The following is a 15,485-nucleotide window of genomic DNA, read 5'->3' on the forward strand; positions in this document are numbered from 1 at the left end:
AAATTTGACTGAAAATGAATGCGCTATGCTACTAAAAACAAGAAGCTGCACCAGTAACCCGATGCAGCTTCTTAGGAGTATTATCCGATTGTCTTTCAAAGACCGGCTTGCGTTCTGAGCAGATCTTCCATCGTTTCGCGGCGTCTCACCAGTTTTGCTTCACCGTTGTCGATTAAAACTTCGGCCGGGCGGAAGCGTGCGTTGTAGTTGGAGCTCATGGTCAAACCGTATGCACCCGCGTTCAGGAACGCAAGAACATCGCCTTTGCGAACTTCAGGCAGTTCGCGATCGGCCGCAAAGGTGTCCGTTTCACAAATATATCCTACCACATTATAATGTTTTAACTCACCTTTGGGGTTTGAAATGTTGAGGATGTGGTGGTAGGAACCATACATCATCGGGCGGATCAGGTGGTTAAGACCTGAGTCCACATGCACGAAATTGCGGGCAGGATCTTCTTTTACCACGGTTGTTTGTACAAACAGAAAGCCGGATTCGCTTACCAGGAACTTGCCAGGCTCAAACCAGAGTTGCAGCTCGCGGCCATACTCCTGGCAGAAGGTCTGAAAACGCTTTGATATTTTTTTGCCCAGTAAATCCATGTCTGTAATGGCATCGCCCGGCAGATAGGAAACTTTGAACCCGCCGCCTAGGTCGATGATTTGCAGGTCGGGGAAATGCTTGGCGGTTTCTAAAAGAATGTCGGCAACTTTCAAAAATGGCTCGGCGTCCTTGATGTCCGAACCGGTATGCTGATGCAGGCCGATCACTTTGATGTCGTATTTTTTGATCACTGCGAGGATCTCATCCAGTAGCAGCACCGAAATTCCGAATTTGGAATCCGCATGTGCAGTCATGATCTTCGCATGGCCGCCAGCCGCTACATTAGGCTTGATGCGGATCATACAAGGCTTGGAGTTGCCATAGGTCTGCCCGAACCAATCTAGCAAAGGAATGCTATCAACATTCACGATGGCTCCAGCTTCCACGGCCGCGCTCACTTCTTCGAAATGCACACCGCTGGGCGTAAATGTGATCTGGTTGCCCTCATAACCAGCAATTTTGCCCATTTCCAGCTCGCCCGGAGACACCACATCCAGTTCTACACCGATTTCGCGCATCAGGCCCAGAATAGCGAGGTTGGTATTGGCCTTGCACGCATATTTGATCTTCATATTCACGCCTGCAAATGCATGTTGAAGCTCGGTGGCCTTCCTACGGATTGTCGCGCCGTCGTAAACATAGAGCGGGCTTCCGTACTGGTTGATTAACTGGGCGGGATCGATACCCTGGATCGAATATGGGTAGTGGTCAGAGAGTAGCATTTCGAATGTATGGTTGACACGACAGTGCCAGAATGATTAATTACAATATTTATCGAGGTAAATCGCCATTTCCTGTTGGAGCGCCGCGGCTTCCTGCTTCGCCTTTTCGGCGAAGTCGGTGCTGTTGCTGGCGTAGATAATGCTGCGCGATGCATTCACGAGCAACCCACAACTTTTGTTCATGCCAAACTTCGACACCTCTTCGAGATTACCGCCTTGCACACCTACACCCGGAACGAGCAGGAAGTGATCGGGGATAATGTTCCGGATTTTTTGAAAGTCAGAAGCTTGTGTAGCGCCTACGACGTACATCATACGGTCGGAACCTGCCCAGGCCTGCGATGTCCGCAATACATTTTCATACAACGCGGCGCCTTCCGCATCAAGCCGCTGAAAATCGGCGCTACCAGGATTTGAAGTTAACGCAAGCAGGATCACCCATTTGCCTTCGAAAGCGAGAAACGGCGTTACCGAATCGCTTCCCATGTAAGGAGCGACGGTAATAGAGTCAAATTCAAGGCCGGACGACGATTTGTCGAAAAATGCACGTGCATAGAGGCCGGAAGTATTGCCAATATCGCCGCGTTTTGCATCGGCGATGGTAAAATGGCTTTTCGGGACGTATTCGATTGTTCTCTGGAGGCTCTCCCAACCTTTGGGGCCCAGTGCTTCGTAGAACGCGATGTTGGGTTTATAGGAAACACAATAATCGGCGGTCGCGTCGATGATCTGTTTATTGAATTCAAAGATGGGATCGGCGGTTTTTAATAAATGCGCCGGGATTTTCTGGATATCGGTGTCCAAACCCACACACAAATAGGACCTTTTAGTCGAAATTTGCCGGAAGAGCTCTTGATAATTCATGATTTTGTAAATATTGCGACGAAATTACAACCTCTGGCAATAGATTCATAAATTTGCCCTAACATTAAACTTTGCTCCAACCAACACATAACGATATATGCAGATTAAAGAAACCTCCATTGCCGGTCTAGTTGAAATTTTGCCAAGGGTCTTCGAAGATGATCGTGGAATGTTCTTTGAATCGTATAATGTGGAGGCATTCATAAAACTCGGTCTGCCCGTGAATTTTGTGCAGGACAATCAGTCGTTTTCAAAAAAAGGCGTGGTGAGGGGCCTACATTTCCAGAACGCGCCATTCGGACAAGGCAAGCTGGTGCGTGTTATTAGTGGAAAGGTGCTGGATGTCGCAGTAGATATCCGTCCCGATTCCCCAACTTTCGGGAAGCATGAAGTTTTTGAATTGAGCGGTGAGCGAAACAATATGGCCTACATTCCCGAAGGCTTTGCACACGGTTTCGTAGCTCTCGAGGACTCGATTTTTAGCTATAAATGTACAAACCTTTATAGTAAGGAATCCGAATCCGGTATTCTCTGGAATGATCCCGACTTGAATATCGACTGGGGTATTTCCGATCCGATCGTATCGAAAAAGGATTTGATCCTGCCCACTTTCCGTTCCCTTTTCGGAGAATTGATCAACTAGTTTCAGATTTACTTCTCAAAAAGCTCTTCCAAAGCTTTCGACGCAATTTTCCGGGCGGAATGCGAATTCTGCCCGGTGATGAGCCGTTCATCCATTTCAATGAACTCCACAAAGGGAATCATGGCTTTGGTGTAATGCGCGCCGTTTTCCTTCAACTTGTCTTCCAGATAAAAGGGCACTTCACTTACAAAACTGACCAGGGTTTCTTCAACCTTGGAATAACCTGTAACATACTTATCCTGGATTAGCAATGTGCCGTCTGAAAGCCGGACATTAAGTAACCCGCAAACGCCGTGTGCAATGGCTGTTACCATGCCATTCCTTTCGTAAACGGTCTTTGCAAGGCGCTGTAATTCGTTGTTTTCAGGGAAATCCCACATTGCGCCGTGGCCGCCGGCGAAGTAAATCAGCCGGTAATCGGTCGGGTCGATTGCAGAAGGTTTGAGAGAGTTTTGTAGTTTTTGGCGGAATGCAGGGTCCTCCCAATATCGCGCATTGCATTCGTCTTTCAGATCGAGGCTTCTTTCGTCCACAGGCACATTCCCGCCAAGCGGGCTCACGATGTCCATGATAATGCGCCTTTTGGCCATTACATCATAGAAATGTGTCAGTTCGTTGAGCCATACACCCGTTTTAGAGCTTTTGACGGGGTAGGTATCGTGGTTTGTGCAGACGATCAGGACTTTCATAACGGTTCGTGGAAATGGTCTCCATTCCATGGCGGCCATGGAATGGCTCCGGGAAATATAGCACAAACCCCGGAAGTTTCCATCGGAAATTAGGAAAGCGTTACGCTTAGTTCAGCAGTTGGTTTTTGTAAGCGAATGCTACTGCCGCGGCGGTGCTCTTGGTGCCGGTTTTTTCCAAAACTCTCAACCGGTGCCCTTCCACGGTACGCACACTGATGAATAACTTGTCGCCGATCTCGGTTGTAGAAAGGCCGTCGCAAATAAGTTGAAGGACTTCTTTCTCCCGTGACGATAATGCAACATTGCATGCGTTGGGGAAAAAAGGATGTTTGTTGACTTGTCTGTTCACCATTTTCCGGTGCATGGCCTTGGACACGAAGTCGTTATAATAGAAACCTTCCTCGTGGACCCGCCGGATGGCTTTTTCCACTTCGTCGGGGCTTGTGTCTTTCAGCAAGTAACCTTGTACGCCCTTTTCGAGCATGTGAATAACGAAACGGTCTTCATTGTACATGGAAACGACGATGATCTTGATATTCGGGAAGCGTTCAAAAGCCGCTTCTGTCGCCTGAATGCCATCCATGACCGGCATCTGGAGATCCATAAAGACGATATCGGGTGTATTGGCAGGCAGGCGGTCCAGGAGCTCCTGGCCGTTAGCGGCTTCCAGTATAAATTCGAAATCGGGAATGCCGCTCAGCATGGAGATAAAACCCTTTCTGAACAGTTCGTGGTCGTCGGCAATCCCTAGTTTAAGTGTGCTCATAGCGTTAAATATTCACACGCTCCCGGCGGAATGGATGTAATGGTTCAGGTTTGTTACCGGACGCCGGATTCACCGGGATCCTCGCAATGGCACTGGAACCGCCCTTGGCAGGCTGTTCATACTGGACTGTTCCGTTAACAATCGCCAACCTGCTTTCGATACCGAGCAGGCCGAGTCCCGCAAGATTGCTTTCCTTTATTTTTTCGGGGTCGAAACCGACACCATTGTCGGTAACCCGCAAACCTATCATTTCTTCGTCAATTTCCAGCGCAATATCGATTTTTGTGCAACTGGCATGCTTGATCGCATTGTTGACCAGTTCCTGCATAATGCGGTAAAGTGTCAGTTCCAGTTTCTGGCCCTGGCGCGGGAATTCTTCTGTATTGGATTGGAAGGAAATTACAAGATTGCTGTCTTCTTCCAGCTTGTGTATGAATTCTTCAATCGCCTCCATCAACCCGAACCGTTCGAGCGTAGTGGGTACCAGGTCCCGCGTAATGCGCCGCACGTGAAGGATGGTTTCCTCTACGAGCGACTGCGATTTTTTCATAATGCTTTCTTCTTTCTCATCTCCCGAATTGCCTACCAACTTACTCAGTTGATTGAGACTCAACTTGGTGAGTGACAACATTGTGCCAATGTCGTCGTGCAAATCCTGCGCAATCCGGCGTCGCTCCGTTTCCTCCGAGTTGAGGGCTGTGTCCAGAAGCAGGCGATTGTAATTCTTTTCGATATCGTTGATTCTTTTCTCTTCTTCGAATCGTCGTTTTTGGTAATACATCACAAAAGAGATCATGCAAAACGCCATGGCCAGCATAGCCAGGGAGGCTATCAGCAATGCCCATTTCAGTTCTTCACTATTTTGCATAATCCTTTGGTGAGTAATGATAAATGCCTACGCTGAAAAGCAAGGCACAAACAGTTTCAAAAATGCTTGGTATAGACTCGGCCATTCCGAGTTCCATCGGATCTTTCCAAGTGTATGCGTAATGCAGAACTGGGGCTACGAATATCAAACTTGAATAGTATAGTAGCAATCCCGAACATACCCAAAAAAATGGGAATGTGAGTAAGTTAGGTATCTTAAGCGATTTGATTATCTCATAAAAATACGCGAGAATGAGTGAGATTACCAGAATACCTTCGACTGTCTTTGCGTAAAGAACAATTCTATGTTCTTTGAGGTCTTCAAGATTCTCATTCGAATTGACGATATCCCATGTGCTAAATACACAAAATCCCAAAATGGATACTACCAGGAGTCGCCTTTGCCGTTGACCGTTAAACTTAAAATAGAACATCCCGCCAAGCAATGCGTAAAAGAGCGGGATGCTCAAATTATAGAACATCAGATTGTTCATTCTAGCTGATGCGTAATAGAGCATCACAAAGTCAATGATCAATTTGATGACTAAATAACAGAAAAGCAACCGGAGTGACTGGTCCAAAAAGGCCTTTCTGATAATAGTGAGTGCTATTGGTAAAATTGTAATGAATACTGCGATACTAAAAGTTGGATTGTTAATGATATATCCAGAAAGTGTATCGAACATACATAGGTCGATTAACAAAACAGTCCTAACAATGGCGTGGGCAAAGCGGCCCGCCTGTCATGGCGCCGCCTTGAGCAGGCATATCCTTCAATCCGCCGGTTTGTGCAGTTCTCAGAATGTCCCTGCCATCCTCGTCTACAGGAACCAGTACCAACCGGGGCGTAGGTCTCTTGGATCTCAATGTTTTAGTATCGTCCTCCTCCTCTTCGTCTCTCAGGCCATAATAAACTCTGAATCCGACACAATTATCACCGTGCAGTTTGATCAAATCGTTGAATGTGTGTATTCCGAAAAATTCGGCCTTCACGTAATTCTCGCCGCGAGCTGTGAAATCGCGTTCCCTTTTTTGGTGTGGATGGGTAAGTTCCTGAGCTTCCGCTGCTGAAATGAGTCGCCCTTCCTGGCCTGTAAATCTCTTTGTTTCCATGGTTTTCGATGAAAATATAACAATTAAGCATTGTAAATGTAAATAGCCTATCATGGAAGGGCAAGACAACTATTTGCAATTGAGTTAACGGTAAATCTGCAACTATTTGTAAATCAGTTAAAATTGCTTACTCGCCTTTGAAATCGCGTAATTTTACGTGTAGTCTCTGCGCAATATTACGATATCCACTTGTAAGCTTACTCATGTGTAAAATCAGGGATTTTTGCGCTAAAATCCTTGTTTATAGTGCTCTACATTTGTAAAGCGTTAGGGAAGACTTGTAAAAGCTTTCTCATCAAGATTAAAGGGTTAGGTTATAGTCGAAAGCCGCGGGGGGTGTCCCTGGCGGCTTTTTTGATTCTATGTACCAAATGCCGATTTTTGGCTTTTCTAGCCGAAACCGACATGAAACCAACCATAGAAATCGAATATTGCCCTAAGTGCGGATGGCTTTTGCGAGCAGCCTGGATGGCTCAGGAACTGCTTACCACTTTTACGGGCGATCTGCATGCGGTGCAATTGAGACCTTCCGAAGTTGCCGGCCGGTATACCATCAAAATCAATGAAGAGCTTTTGTGGGACAGGAAGCGTGAAGGGCATTTTCCCGAACCCAAGGAGATTAAACAGAGGGTAAGGGATGTGATAGACCCTGCGCGAAGTCTGGGTCACAATGACCGGTAAAAGAGTCGTTTGCTATGTCATTATGGCGCAGCGAAAAGCGGCATACTGTAATTTTGGCACTTACAGTTTCCGGGTCGTTTCTAGCCGCTTGTGCGTAATAATGCGCCGATTAGGGCCAGTCGAGGATTATCAACACACAACCGCTTTACCTGGTATTGGCCTGGATTGTAGTTTTTTGCCAGAAATCGATCTTTGGCACACAGTTTTTCGTTAGTTAGGAAAACTTGTGAACCTAAAACGCGATAGCTATGGAAAGCAAACTGAAAATACCACGGGAGATGTTGATGAACATAGATTTTATCAACACAGTGAACGGTGGAATGAGTGAGCCCTCTATCAAGCTTGACAAAGGATCGGACGGTTTTGAAGTAGTTGTGAAAATTCCAGGCATCGAAGTTGAGGATCTGCAATTGGAGGTTGTAAAAGGGAAGAAAAACTCGAACAATTTGAAGCTTTTCCATTTACTACCTATTTTTTCACAGGAAAATTTGTCCGATGAAGAGCAGTGGAAGACCATCCGTTTCATTAATACCTTCGTCATCCCTGACGGAGTAGATATAGACAATATCTCGGCAAGATATGACGACAGCCATCGTCAATTAGTACTGTTCCTTCCTTTTGGAGACGAGCAGGGGGATTATCATCGTAAGGTAGATATCGAACGCTGGTAAAAATTATTTAATTGAAATACTGAAAGTCTGGCATTCGCCGGACTTTTTTTAGTGCCTGGATAGCGCACAGAGGCCGATTTCTCGTCCATTTGAAGTTCTACCACCTAAATAATAGTACAAATCCACGTAGTCTTTGTATGCTTCCAACAGAATGCATTAAGATTGAGTAAAGATTCCACACTTTCTCAAAAAAGGAATGACATATCTGTATCTTGCATTCAAATCCCACAGAAGTCCTCATTCTCAACGTTATGAAAAAGTCAAATATTTTCGCTTATATCGAGCTAGGCAAGCTTGTCGACGAGCTCAAAGTTGACCAATCCAAGTTAAGGCAAAAACTAAAATCGCAGTCGGCCTACTTTAACATTATTGAACCCAGGTATTTTTCGGACGGATTGGTCGGAGAATGGGAAGGCATTCTTGCTTTGGCCAAACAGAAAGGTGCCAGAGTGAACGAAGAAGGCCGTGTGGTGTCCAATGCTGTAAGCAACACGATCGACCAGCTTAGCGACAATGAGTGCCAATTGCTGGTCTCAAAAGTCCAGTCGATCTATGACTCAGTAAGGAAAGAGTTCCAATAAAGGAAGGCCCTGCAATGGCTCTCTTGCGCTATGCAGGGCCCGGTGGGCGAGTTTAATTGACGGTTCCTCCATTCCAGACATCTTTGCCTGGCTGCACAAACGCAAGGCCGCCGTCGCGGTCTTCGGCCATCAGGATCATTCCGTGGCTTTCCATTCCCATCATCTTTCTTGGCGCGAGGTTGGCGAGGTACAATACTTTTTTGCCGATCACGTCCTCTGCTTTAAAATGCTCCGAGATGCCGCTCAGAACAGTACGTTGCTCAGCGCCAATATCGATCAGCAATTTCAGCAGTTTCTTGCTTTTGGGAACATTTTCGGCTTCGAGGATAGTAGCAACCCTAATATCCATTTTGGCGAAATCATCATATTGTATTTCGGATTTCACAGGAGCAACTGTTTTTCCATCGAGTTCATTGCGGCGTTTCGCGTCGTGCAGTTTTTGGACCTGTTTTTCGATAGTCTGATCTTCTATTTTCTCAAACAACAGTTTTCCTTCCGAAACAAGCTGTCCGGGTACGAGCAAATCAGCATTGCCGGCGTCTTGCCAGTTTTTACCGGTCAGACCCAATTGTTCCTGGATTTTGGCAGAGGTAAATGGAAGTACTGGTTCTGAAACGATGGAAAGCGTCGCGGAAATCTGTAATGCGACGTTGAGGATCGTGTTAACGCGCGCCGGGTCGGTTTTGATCGCGTGCCATGGCTGTGTGTCGGCCAGGTATTTGTTTCCGGTTCTCGCGAGGTCCATAATCAGGGACAATGCTTCACGGAAACGATAATTTTCCATGGATTCGGCAATCCTTCCGGGGAAAGCAGCCAGTTCAGTGAGCGCCGCATGGTCAATATCTTGCAATTCACCTCTTAGAGGTACTTTACCTTCGCAAAACTTCTGTGTAAGCACCACGGCGCGGTTGATGAAATTTCCGTAAATGCCTACAAGCTCGCTGTTGTTGCGGGTCTGGAAATCTTTCCACGTGAATTCGCTGTCCTTGGTTTCGGGCGCGTTCGCGGTAAGCACGTAACGCAAAACATCCTGCTTGTCGGGCAGTTCTTCTAGGTATTCATGCAACCACACCGCCCAGTTGCGGGATGTCGATATTTTATCGCCTTCGAGGTTCATGAACTCGTTAGCGGGCACATTATCCGCGAGGATGTAATTTCCTTCGGCCATCAGCATCGCGGGGAAGATGATACAATGGAAAACAATATTGTCTTTTCCTATAAAATGGACAAGCTTGGTTTCACCCTCAGAAGCGTCTTTGGCGGGTTGCCACCATTTCTGCCAGCCTTCCTCATTGCCGTTTTTCTGGATCAACCAGTCCTTAGTCGCCGAAATATAACCGATCGGCGCTTCGAACCAGACGTACAATACCTTGCCGTCGGTGTCTTCCACAGGCACCTTAATGCCCCAATCGAGGTCGCGGGTCATAGCGCGGGGTTTGAGGCCATCTTTCAACCACGATTGACATTGTCCGAAAACGTTGGTTTTCCATTCAGGGTGGCCATTGACGTACGCCTCGATATCCGGCTGCATTTTGTCAAGCGGGAGATACCAGTTCTTGGTCGCTTTCAGGACAGGCTTTGCCCCTGATAATGTCGAGCGCGGGTCTTTCAATTCGAGAGGGCTCAAAGTGGACCCGCAACGCTCGCATTGGTCCCCGTATGCATTCGGGTTTGCGCAAACCGGGCAGGTGCCGACGATGTAACGGTCGGCTAAGAACTGCTGTGCGGTTTCGTCGTAATACTGCTCGGTGATTTCTTCGATAAACACCTTTTTATCATACAAATCCCTAAAAATCTCGCGGGATGTTTCGTGATGTATCGGCTTACTCGTCCTTGAATAAATATCGAATGAAATACCCAGGGACTTGAATGACGTGTCGATCTGCTCGTAGTATTTGTCGACCACCTGTTGCGGCGTCAGGCCTTCCTTTTTGGCGCGGATAGTGATAGGGACACCATGCTCGTCGGTGCCGCTGATAAATGCCACCTCCTTGCCAGAGGAGCGCAAATAGCGAACATATATATCCGCAGGGACATAACAACCCGCTAAATGGCCGATGTGGATCGGTCCGTTGGCGTAGATCAGCGCGGCAGTAACGGTATATCTTTTGGGATTTGAAATCGGCATTTGAATTCAGGGATTTGAATATGGTTCAATCGTTGGAGCGTAACGGCCCCCCGGTACGGCCGGAGTGTAAAATTAGTAAAAAGGCTTGCAATGGTGTGACAAACTACTTTTTTACTACGAACTTTGACCCAAACAATTTGTTCCACTTACATGAAAGTTCTCATTACAGGTGCGACGGGTTTGGTAGGCAGTGCAGTAGCCCTTAAATTCCTGTCGGAAAATCATGAAGTGTTTGCCTTAGTACGACCGGGCGCGGATAAGCGCCTGCTCGCCGCTGAACATCCGAAGCTGAGTTGGGTGGAAGGTGATATCCTGGATATTCTATCGCTCGAGAAAGCGATTGAGCAGGTGGATTGTGTGGTTCACACCGCAGCAGTGGTGTCGTTCGTGCCACGCGACCGGAAAATGATGTATAAGGTAAATGCGGAAGGTACGGCGAACGTCGTGAACGTCTGCCTTAAATACCGGGGCCGAAAATTGGTGCATGTGAGCAGTATTGCTGCCATCGGTCGTCCCGACCCACGCAAGCAGGCAGCAGAAGCAGCAGTGGTACTGAACGAGGACCAGCGTTGGGAAGATTCTCCCGAAAATTCAGAATATGCCAAAACGAAACATTTGGCAGAGCTGGAAGTGTGGCGTGGCATTGCCGAGGGCCTCAACGCTGTTATCGTGAACCCTACGTTAGTACTCGGCGAGGGCGACTGGGAGAAGAGCAGCACGCAGATTTTTAAGTACGTATATAGAGAAAAGCCTTTTTATACCGGTGGTATCGCCAATGTAGTGGATGTAAAGGATGTGGCGGAAATCGTATACCGTTTAGCCGGCTCCGAAATTGCCGGCGAGCGTTTCTTGTTGAATGCAGGGAGCATTTCCTATCATAATTTGTTCAATATGATAGCGGACAAGATGGGCCGGAAAAGACCTTCTTTCAAGGTTGGGCCGGGATTGGCGGGAGTGATCTGGCGCATTGAGGCCGTACGGACCTGGTTACTGGGTACAAAGCCGTTGATAACGAAGGAAACGGCACAATCGGCTGCGCGCAAGATCACTTACGACAATGCAAAAATTAGAAACGCATTAGATTTTCAATTTCAGTCTGTTGAGGAAACGGTGTCGCGCATTAGTGAAAGTTTGCTCGGGAGGATTTGAAATCCGGGGAATTATTTTATAACTTTCTTTCATTAATAGTGGTGCGTTTGCCCTCGATTCTAACCTAGCGGTTCGTATGATGGAGAAAAATTTCGGTGAAAGGAAGGATTATATGAAGGAGACACTACTCAGGTTCGAGAGAATGCTGAAAACCAGCGAGCCGGTGTTTTTTGATTTGGATACTTACGAAAAGGTTACAGTACATTACATTGAAAGGGGCGATTGGGAGAAGGCTTTCAAAGCTTGTGAGATGGGGCTTTCGGATTACCCTTATTCGCTCGACCTGCTGCTAAGCATGGTGCAGCTGCACGCCAATCGCGGCGAGCACGAATTGGCCCTCGAAATACTCGAACGCGCCTCGCTCTTCCACCCCGGCGATATTGAAATTTCTTTCATGCAAGTGGCAGTAGCTAATATGATGGGAGAATATGAAGAGGCGATCGAAATTCTAGAAAATTTGCTCAACAGGGTAGAAGACCGGGATGAGATCTATTTCCAGATCGGCCAGACCTACCAGAACTGGGGTAAATACGAAGACGCGATCAAATACTATAAACGGTCGCTTCGCAACAATCTGAACAATGAAAATGCGCTTTACGAATTAGCCCACTGCCTGGATCTGGTAGGTCAGCTGGAAAGCCATTTGGGATATTATAATGAACTCGTCGACCGTGACCCGTTTTCGCATCATGCCTGGTACAATCTCGGCATCGCATTTAGCAAGCTGGAACGGCACGAGGATGCTGTGCATGCCTATGAATATGCGACGCTGATCAAGGATGATTTCGCTTCGGCATTTTTCCAGTTGGGTAATTCTTACATGAACCTGGAAAAGTACGAAGATGCCAAAGTGCAATATCTGCGGGCCATCGAGCTCGAAGGCGACCAGCCGGAAACCTGTTGCTGTCTGGGTACTTGTTATGAGAAGCTCGGCGAGTTTGAAACGGCAATCAAATATTACCGGCAGACCGTTAAGTTGGATAGTCAGTGGGATGATGGCTGGTATGGGCTCGGAATCTGTTTCAGTGAGCTAGGACGCTGGTATGAAGCAGTTGGTTTCCTGAGAAAGGCAATTCAGATCACAGAATTAAACCCCGATTACTGGCTGGCATTAGCGGAAACAGAATTTAAAGTTGGTAATGTGGTGTCAGCATTTGAAGCGTTTGAAAAAGCAGCTGAAATTGAGCCATCGAACCCTGATATCTGGCTGAAATGGTCTTATGTGCTATTTGAGCAAGGAAATTACGCTCGTGCTTGTGACCTTTTGCAGGCAGCGATCGATGAAATGGCCGAAGAAGCGGATCTGTATTATCGAATGGCTGTATATCAAATCCATGCCGGGCAATACCGGGAAGCATTAGTAAACCTTGAAATCGGCTTGACGCTCGACTACGACGGTCACGAACAGCTTTTTGACTTTTTCCCTGATCTTGAAAAACAAAAAGCATTGTACCGCATTATCGAACAATACCGTGAAAAGTGATTAAATAAGGCTTTTATAAAGCTGAACCAGTTGACCGGCAATCTGTTTTCCTGAAAATTGTTGAACATGTAACCTGCCAGCTTCCGATAACGCATTCCGAAGAGGAACATCAGTGACCAGCTTTTGCAGCTGTTCGCTGATGTTTTCTGTTTGATAGGGGTCTGCATAAAGGCCGCCGGGCCCGCCGGCCTCTTCCAGGCATGAACCCTTTGCTGCCAGCACGGGGGTACCGCTATGCAATGCTTCCACGATCGGGATACCGAAACCTTCGTAAATAGATATGTAAGCAAATACCTCGGCCGACTGGTATAATGCGGGCAAATCGGTTGTCGATACATTATGCAGCAACTTCACCCGATTTTCCAGCTTTAAACGACTGGCAGTTTCCGTGATTTTCTTCGCATAGGCGGTTAGTTTTCCCACCAATACTAACGTAAAATCATGGTTTTCAAGCTGCGAGAATGCTTCTACCAGTCTGTGTTGATTTTTACGCTCTTCTAACGTGCCCACACAAAGGACAAACGGCCCGGTAATGCCGTTTTTAGCACAAACTCGTGTCTTTTCCTCGGCTGTAACCAGCTTTTGAAATACCGGATTGCAATCCTGATAAATGACCTTGATCTTAGAGTCATCCACACGATATAGCTCGATCAAATCACGCCGCGTCTGGTCACTGACTGCCACTACGGAATCGGCCCGATTGCAGGCAGATTTGAACTTGTGCCGGTAAATGGCGCGATCGATGGGTTTGAAGAGATGGGGCAAGCGTTCAAAAATAAGGTCGTGGATGGTAACGACCGATCGGATTCCTGCTTGCTCCAATCCTTGCGGAATTTCATTGCTCAGGCCGTGATACAGATCGACGTTTTCTTCCCGGAGTTGTCTGGTAATGCGGGCGTAGCGCCAGTAGGCGGAAAGCTTTTGATCAACAAAATTTTGCGGGTAATGTATTGATCCGGTAGGGAATCCATCGAAAAGGTTTCGGTTGTTTTTAGGCGTGAAAGCCAGATATTCGTGGCCGGGCCCGTGCTCTATTAAAGCATCCAGCACGAAGCGGCTGTAATTTCCTAGACCTGTTTTATTGGCAAACGCTCTTTTGGCGTCAAATCCGATGCGCATAACGTGGGACTGCAAGGGTTTACGGGCAAAAGTCCGTATTTTTGCGCATACCACCGAAAATTATTGGTGGCTATTTTGTGTTTAAAAGGAATGAAGAGAAACAATGTCCGCAAACGGGGCAACCCCAAAGCAACCTCCCTTTCAACCGCCGAAGAATATCAGACACATACGCTGGCCAATGGGATCCGCATTGCTCACAAGCAGGTACCTTACACGCAGATAGCGCACTGTGGCATTATGCTGGATATAGGCAGCCGCGATGAATTGCAGCACCAGCAAGGCCTCGCGCACTTTTGGGAGCACATGGCATTTAAAGGGACCGAGAAAAGAAGTTCCTACCATGTTATCAACCGGCTTGAAAACGTTGGGGGCGAGCTGAATGCCTATACTACCAAAGAGAAAATCTGCTTCCACGCCTCGGTACTCGACGACCATTTCGACAAAGCGATGGATCTGCTCGCAGATATTACTTTTCATTCGGTATTTCCCGACAAACAGATTGAGCGGGAGCGGAATGTGATCCTGGAAGAAATGTCAATGTATGTTGATTCTCCGGAGGATGCTATTCAGGATGATTTTGACCAGCTTATTTTTCCTGATCATTCCCTTGGTAACAATATCCTGGGAACAGCCGAAACGGTCAATTCATTTGGCAGGGAGCAATTGTATGAGTTTATTAACCACAATATAGACACCGAACGCATTGTGGTGTCGTCGGTAAGCCGGTTGCCATTTTCGAAGGTTATCCGTATTGCCGAGAAATACCTGGGAACGGTGCCACACAAGAAAACCAGCCGGGAGCGGAATGCGCCGATCATTTATATACCTGTTCACCAGGAGCGCGAGCGGCAGATCCAGCAGGCGCAATGCGCAATGGGTCAGCCGGCTTATTCATTAGTCGATGAGCGCCGTTTACCGTTTTTCATGCTCGTAAACTTGCTCGGGGGGCCGGGAATGAATTCAAGATTCAATCTTTCGTTGCGGGAGAAATACGGATTTGTGTATTCAATCGAAGCTAATTACACGCCTTACCTCGACACTGGTTTTATGGGGATATTCTTTGGAACCGAGAAAAAGCAGCTTAACAAAAGCATTGCATTGATCCACAAGGAACTGAAGCGAATACGGGAAGTGCCTTTGTCGACATTGCAATTACACCAGACCAAGGTGCAGCTTATGGGCCAGCTCGCGATGTCGGAAGAAAGCAATATGAGTTTTATGCTCATGATGGCCAAAAGCATCCTCGACACCGGGAAGGTCGATTCTCTGCCTGAAATCTTTGCCGAAATCGAGCAAATTACCGCCGCAGAGTTGCAGGGAATCGCGATAGAGCTCTTCAACGAGCAGAATTTCAGTTACCTCACATTCCTGCCGGAAGAGTAAGTTTTTTTAACAGATATAAAGAA

Annotated in this window: 16 protein-coding genes; 7 read left to right on the forward strand and 9 right to left on the reverse strand. The window is 47.2% G+C overall.

Translation table 11 applies throughout. The features are described 5' to 3' along the window. Window positions 1-95: 95 nt before the first annotated feature. Both lysA and pyrF read right to left on the reverse strand, forming a co-directional pair. Window positions 96-1,325 carry a diaminopimelate decarboxylase gene (gene lysA / locus LZD49_RS30100; RefSeq protein ID WP_234671739.1) on the reverse strand — a complete coding sequence of 410 codons (1,230 nt, stop codon included), beginning with the start codon at window positions 1,323-1,325 and terminating at the stop codon, window positions 96-98. 36 nt (window positions 1,326-1,361) lie between these two features. Then, window positions 1,362-2,189: an orotidine-5'-phosphate decarboxylase gene (pyrF, locus tag LZD49_RS30105; protein WP_234671741.1), complete on the reverse strand. Its 828-nt coding sequence runs from the start codon at window positions 2,187-2,189 to the stop codon at window positions 1,362-1,364. A 97-nt stretch (window positions 2,190-2,286) separates the two neighbouring features. Here pyrF and rfbC point away from each other — a divergent pair, with 97 nt between their 5' ends. Then, window positions 2,287-2,832: a dTDP-4-dehydrorhamnose 3,5-epimerase gene (rfbC, locus tag LZD49_RS30110; protein ID WP_234671743.1), complete on the forward strand. Its 546-nt coding sequence runs from the start codon at window positions 2,287-2,289 to the stop codon at window positions 2,830-2,832. Window positions 2,833-2,840: 8 nt separating this feature from the next. Here rfbC and LZD49_RS30115 read toward each other — a convergent pair whose 3' ends face one another. The 5 genes from LZD49_RS30115 to LZD49_RS30135 all read right to left on the reverse strand — a co-directional run bounded on the left by LZD49_RS30115 (window position 2,841) and on the right by LZD49_RS30135 (window position 6,267). Next, window positions 2,841-3,521 (reverse strand): type 1 glutamine amidotransferase domain-containing protein, encoded by a 681-nt coding sequence (locus LZD49_RS30115; RefSeq protein WP_234671745.1) that lies wholly within the window; start codon window positions 3,519-3,521, stop codon window positions 2,841-2,843. A gap of 106 nt (window positions 3,522-3,627) precedes the next feature. Then, the gene (locus LZD49_RS30120) at window positions 3,628-4,287 is read right to left on the reverse strand and encodes a response regulator transcription factor (protein ID WP_234671746.1); all 660 of its coding nucleotides are present in this window, start codon (window positions 4,285-4,287) and stop codon (window positions 3,628-3,630) included. A 4-nt stretch (window positions 4,288-4,291) separates the two neighbouring features. Beyond that, entirely contained in the window at window positions 4,292-5,155 is an 864-nt protein-coding gene (locus LZD49_RS30125; protein ID WP_234671748.1) for a sensor histidine kinase, read from the reverse strand. After that, the gene (locus LZD49_RS30130; protein ID WP_234671750.1) at window positions 5,145-5,648 is read right to left on the reverse strand and encodes a hypothetical protein; all 504 of its coding nucleotides are present in this window, start codon (window positions 5,646-5,648) and stop codon (window positions 5,145-5,147) included. The genes LZD49_RS30125 and LZD49_RS30130 overlap by 11 nt, the downstream gene beginning before the upstream one ends. Before the next feature lie 217 nt (window positions 5,649-5,865). Then, window positions 5,866-6,267, reverse strand: a complete 402-nt coding sequence (locus LZD49_RS30135; protein ID WP_234671752.1) for a hypothetical protein — start codon at window positions 6,265-6,267, stop codon at window positions 5,866-5,868. Between the two features lie 405 nt (window positions 6,268-6,672). On the opposite strand from LZD49_RS30135, the gene LZD49_RS30140 reads away from it, so the two are divergent. From LZD49_RS30140 to LZD49_RS30150, 3 genes are all read left to right on the forward strand, one after another. Further along, on the forward strand, window positions 6,673-6,948 hold the full coding sequence (locus LZD49_RS30140) for a SelT/SelW/SelH family protein (RefSeq protein ID WP_234671754.1): 276 nt from the start codon (window positions 6,673-6,675) through the stop codon (window positions 6,946-6,948). A 248-nt stretch (window positions 6,949-7,196) separates the two neighbouring features. After that, the gene (locus LZD49_RS30145) at window positions 7,197-7,619 is read left to right on the forward strand and encodes an Hsp20/alpha crystallin family protein (RefSeq protein WP_234671755.1); all 423 of its coding nucleotides are present in this window, start codon (window positions 7,197-7,199) and stop codon (window positions 7,617-7,619) included. 251 nt (window positions 7,620-7,870) lie between these two features. Further along, window positions 7,871-8,200 (forward strand): hypothetical protein, encoded by a 330-nt coding sequence (locus LZD49_RS30150; RefSeq protein WP_234671756.1) that lies wholly within the window; start codon window positions 7,871-7,873, stop codon window positions 8,198-8,200. A 52-nt stretch (window positions 8,201-8,252) separates the two neighbouring features. Here the strand turns inward: LZD49_RS30150 and metG are convergent, their stop codons facing one another. Beyond that, on the reverse strand, window positions 8,253-10,328 hold the full coding sequence (metG, locus tag LZD49_RS30155) for a methionine--tRNA ligase (RefSeq protein ID WP_234671757.1): 2,076 nt from the start codon (window positions 10,326-10,328) through the stop codon (window positions 8,253-8,255). Between the two features lie 150 nt (window positions 10,329-10,478). Here metG and LZD49_RS30160 point away from each other — a divergent pair, with 150 nt between their 5' ends. Together LZD49_RS30160 and LZD49_RS30165 are read left to right on the forward strand one after the other, a co-directional pair. Continuing rightward, window positions 10,479-11,477 (forward strand): NAD-dependent epimerase/dehydratase family protein, encoded by a 999-nt coding sequence (locus tag LZD49_RS30160; protein ID WP_234671758.1) that lies wholly within the window; start codon window positions 10,479-10,481, stop codon window positions 11,475-11,477. Window positions 11,478-11,553: 76 nt separating this feature from the next. Continuing rightward, window positions 11,554-12,960 carry a lipopolysaccharide assembly protein LapB gene (locus tag LZD49_RS30165; RefSeq protein WP_234671759.1) on the forward strand — a complete coding sequence of 469 codons (1,407 nt, stop codon included), beginning with the start codon at window positions 11,554-11,556 and terminating at the stop codon, window positions 12,958-12,960. On the opposite strand, the gene LZD49_RS30170 is transcribed toward LZD49_RS30165, so the two are convergent. Next, on the reverse strand, window positions 12,961-14,079 hold the full coding sequence (locus LZD49_RS30170; RefSeq protein WP_234671760.1) for a glycosyltransferase family 1 protein: 1,119 nt from the start codon (window positions 14,077-14,079) through the stop codon (window positions 12,961-12,963). It lies immediately after the preceding gene. A gap of 90 nt (window positions 14,080-14,169) precedes the next feature. Here LZD49_RS30170 and LZD49_RS30175 point away from each other — a divergent pair, with 90 nt between their 5' ends. Further along, complete coding sequence (locus LZD49_RS30175; RefSeq protein ID WP_234671761.1) at window positions 14,170-15,462, forward strand: pitrilysin family protein; 1,293 nt, start codon at window positions 14,170-14,172, stop codon at window positions 15,460-15,462. Window positions 15,463-15,485 lie beyond the last annotated feature (23 nt).

The organism is Dyadobacter sp. CY261 (assembly GCF_021440085.1).
Classification (GTDB): domain Bacteria; phylum Bacteroidota; class Bacteroidia; order Cytophagales; family Spirosomataceae; genus Dyadobacter.